This is a genomic window from Belnapia moabensis DSM 16746 (assembly GCF_000745835.1).
Taxonomy (GTDB): domain Bacteria; phylum Pseudomonadota; class Alphaproteobacteria; order Acetobacterales; family Acetobacteraceae; genus Belnapia; species Belnapia moabensis.
The window spans coordinates 1-3,366 of record NZ_JQKB01000207.1 but is presented as its reverse complement, the minus strand read 5'-3'; the positions used below and the strand labels follow the sequence as shown (position 1 = coordinate 3,366).

The 3,366-nt window shown below is 66.2% G+C and carries 2 protein-coding genes; both read left to right on the top strand.

The features are described 5' to 3' along the window. Nucleotides 1-246: 246 nt before the first annotated feature. Nucleotides 247-1,203, top strand: coding sequence for a LysR substrate-binding domain-containing protein (locus EP26_RS30165; RefSeq protein ID WP_052389885.1), 957 nt, complete (start codon nt 247-249; stop codon nt 1,201-1,203). Nucleotides 1,204-1,963: 760 nt separating this feature from the next. Further along, a complete protein-coding gene (locus EP26_RS30160; protein ID WP_052389884.1) occupies nt 1,964-2,596 on the top strand; it encodes a transglycosylase SLT domain-containing protein in 633 nt (210 codons plus the stop codon). The last annotated feature ends 770 nt before the right edge of the window (nt 2,597-3,366 follow it).

Genomic DNA, 3,366 nt, shown 5'->3' with positions numbered 1-3,366 from the left:
TGGTCCATCCCCATATGCCATGCCAGCCGATGAATCACGTCCGTCCGCGTCGGATCAAGCCCCAAGAGGCAGACCTTCAGACGCCGGGTATGAGGTGAACCCCCAATGACCTTGCATAAGACGCAGACTGTAGCTTGTGCGGCAGGGCCAGGGTCACCCGAACTGACAGATCTAGGCAGATGCATGCCAGATCACTCACCATAAATCGTCCTCGTCTTGACAGTCCCTGCTGGTACCACGGCAGCCATGCCCTCGCTTTCGCTTGCCGGTCTGTCGCTGCGCGACCTCGAATATGCTGTTGCTGTTGCCGAGCTCAGGCATTTCGGGCGCGCCGCTGAGCGTTGCGGCGTCAGCCAAGCTGGCCTGAGCGAGCAGGTGCGTAAGCTCGAAGGCTTGCTTGGGGTCGCGCTGTTCGAGCGTACCTCGCGCCGCATCGCGGTCACCCCTGAGGGCGAACCGCTGCTCCGGCAGGCGCGCGACCTTCTCGACGGTGCCCGAGCGCTATTAGAGGCAGCGCAGCGCCGTTCCGGTCCGCTAGACGGCCCATTGCGGCTGGGCGCCATCGCCACCCTTGGCCCCTACTACTTACCTGGCTTGCTCCGGGAGGTAAGAGGCGCCTTTCCCCAACTCGAACTTCGACTGGAGGAGGGGCGCACGGCCGCTTTGCTCGACGCTCTGCAAGCCGGCGAGTTGGACGCTGTTTTGCTGGCCTTGCCAGCTGGCATCGACGGCTTGACTACCGTTCCGTTGTTCTTTGAGCCATTTCTCGCCGCCTTTCCGACCGAGCACCCGCTGGCCGCACAGTCGGCGCTTTCAGCCGCGGACCTGGCCAGCGATGGCCTCCTTTTGCTGGAGGAGGGGCACTGCCTACGCGATCAGGCTTTGGCTCTGTGCGGCGTCACCGGAGCCGGGCGAGGCTCGCGTTTAGCCAGCAGCCTGGAGATGCTGCGCCACATGGTTGCGGCCGGTGAGGGTTTCACGCTGTTGCCGCTGCTGGCCACGCGGGAGCGAGCCGACCTCGACGGCCTCGTTCGTCACCGCGAGGTCGAAGGTGGGACCGTTGGTCGCACCATCGGCCTGGTTTGGCGTGTGACCGATCCGCGGAGTAGCGCCTTCGGCCGCCTCGCGCGCTTCCTCGAAGGTACGGCACCTGCCGGCACACGATCTGTCCGAGAGGCAGGAATGTCCGACGGGGCGGCGTAAGGCTCTGTAATTCCACATATGGTTTAGAGCGCAAGCGCAGTGGTTATCACGTAATCGAGAGATTGGTCTCTCCTTATCGTGGCGTGTCACCGCTGCCAATCGTGCCCCAGCGGCAGTTCTGGCTATCCAACAGTGACTTACGGGATCTCCGTTTCGTCGAAGATTACAAACGGACACGCATCGTCCGGTGCTGCCGATCGGGGGTAGGGGTGCTTCCGATTGGAGTGCCGCAGGGCGCCTTGGCAAGACACCCGCACAAGACAGGAGCGGAAGCCAAGATGAACCAAGCAATCGGCGTCACAGAGTCCTAGCGGACCACCACCGCGTTCCAGGCAAGTCGGAGCGCGCTTCCCCACCGGGCCCGTCGGTCCTCCGACAGACACGGTAACCGCCTTCCGAGCGAGCAAGCGGCCCAGCGCCGCCGGGAACGTCCCAGGGGCGCCACGGCTCGCCAACCCCGGACGAATCTATGATCGACATCAGCCCCCGTGCCGGCGCCGCCGGTGCGTGCTCTAGCCTTGTGCCCAGCTTTGGACGTCGCCGTCGCGTCACCCTCATGCTGGCTCTGCTGTTTGCCCCTCTTGGGCTTATCGGGACCGCCCAACAGGCTGAGGCTGGCCAACGGGTTCGGGCTCGAACCGCGTCGATCCAGACCACGGATCGGCACGCCAAAGCGCCGGCACCGCGGCACAGAGCACCGCTGGTAGCCGCAAGGCGGGCGGAGCCTGCCGACAAGGCTGCTGTGGAGCCTGCTCCCATCGTGCTCGCAGCTCTGCAGCGGGCAGAGACGGCAACCGGGGCCGACGCGGGGCTGCTCTTCGCCATAGCTCGGCGTGAGAGCGGTTTTAAGGCCGGCGCGTACAGCCGCAGTTCCTCCGCCCGCGGGCTGATGCAGTTCACCAGCGCCACTTGGCTTGAGGTGGTGCGCGACTACGGCTCCCGTCACGGGCTGGCGCATCATGCGGCTGTCCTCGCGTCGGTTCCTCGCGGCAGCCTGCCGGCCGACCGTCGCCTCGTAACCGAGGTGCTGCGCCTGCGCGACAACCCGCATCTTGCGTCGGCGCTGGCCGCGGAGCGCCTGGAGGGCTGGCGCGGGGCACTGGAGCAGACGCTCGGGCGGGAGGCCAGTGGGACCGACCTCTACCTCGTACACCTGCTGGGTCCGGCCGGAGCCCGGCGCTTTCTTGCCGAGTTGGCACGTGCGCCAAGCCAGCCCGCTGGCGCCGTCGTGGGCACGGCCGCCAGGGCGAACAGGTCCATCTTCGTCCGCGATGGACGCGCCTTGAGCTTGCTTGAGGTCTACCGGGACCTCGCCCGTTCGCTGGCCGTTGACATCGCGGACAGCGTCGCAATCCGCCAACCCGTAGCGGTCCAGCTGGCTGAGGCCCGCTGACTGCCCACGCTTGGCCACAGAAGCAAGCATTATGCGCCGACACTTCTTTGGACCGGACCTACGTCATAGGTGGCTGGGTATGGTCGCCGGTGTCGCAATTGCCTTCCTCGCAAGCCCTGGCCCCACCACGGCGGCAGAGATCACCTCTCGCCCGGTGGCATTGCGCGCTCCGGGTCAAGCTGATCGAGCCCGAGCATGGGGTTCGTTCGCGTTCGGCATGGCTCCTGCGGGGGCGCACCATGCGGCTTTGCGGATGGGTGGCCAGCTGGTACGGGCCGCCGGTGCTTCGGCAATGGGCCAACCCGCCGCCTACCATGGACCAAGCCAAATCAGAAATGGGCGACAAAGCCGCGGTGACCTCGCGCTGGTCTGGTTCGGCGGCGGAGGGCTTAGCCGAGTAACGGTGATGCTGTTCCGGTTAAACCTGCGTAGTGCCGAAGCCTGTTTAGGCGCACATCGGGCCGCTGCAGCGAGCGTCCTGCCCAGCCGCGGTGCCCCGAACGCTGCAAGGGTGGTGCGAGACCCGCAAGGCGGATTGGATGAACCCGGCCCCCACGCGGGTGAAGCCGGTGACGTGATATGGGTGATGGAGGTGCAGCAGAGCCGAGCCCGCGCCGTTATCAAGACCACATGGGAGGCGCCGGTGAGCGCCATGCAAGCCGGAGCCGACGAGACATGCATCGGAACGGTGACCTACCTTCCCGCAGTGGCCCTGCCCCGCTCTCGCGGACACCCCAGATAGGCTGAAGGGCCTGAGAGGTGTCGATGGC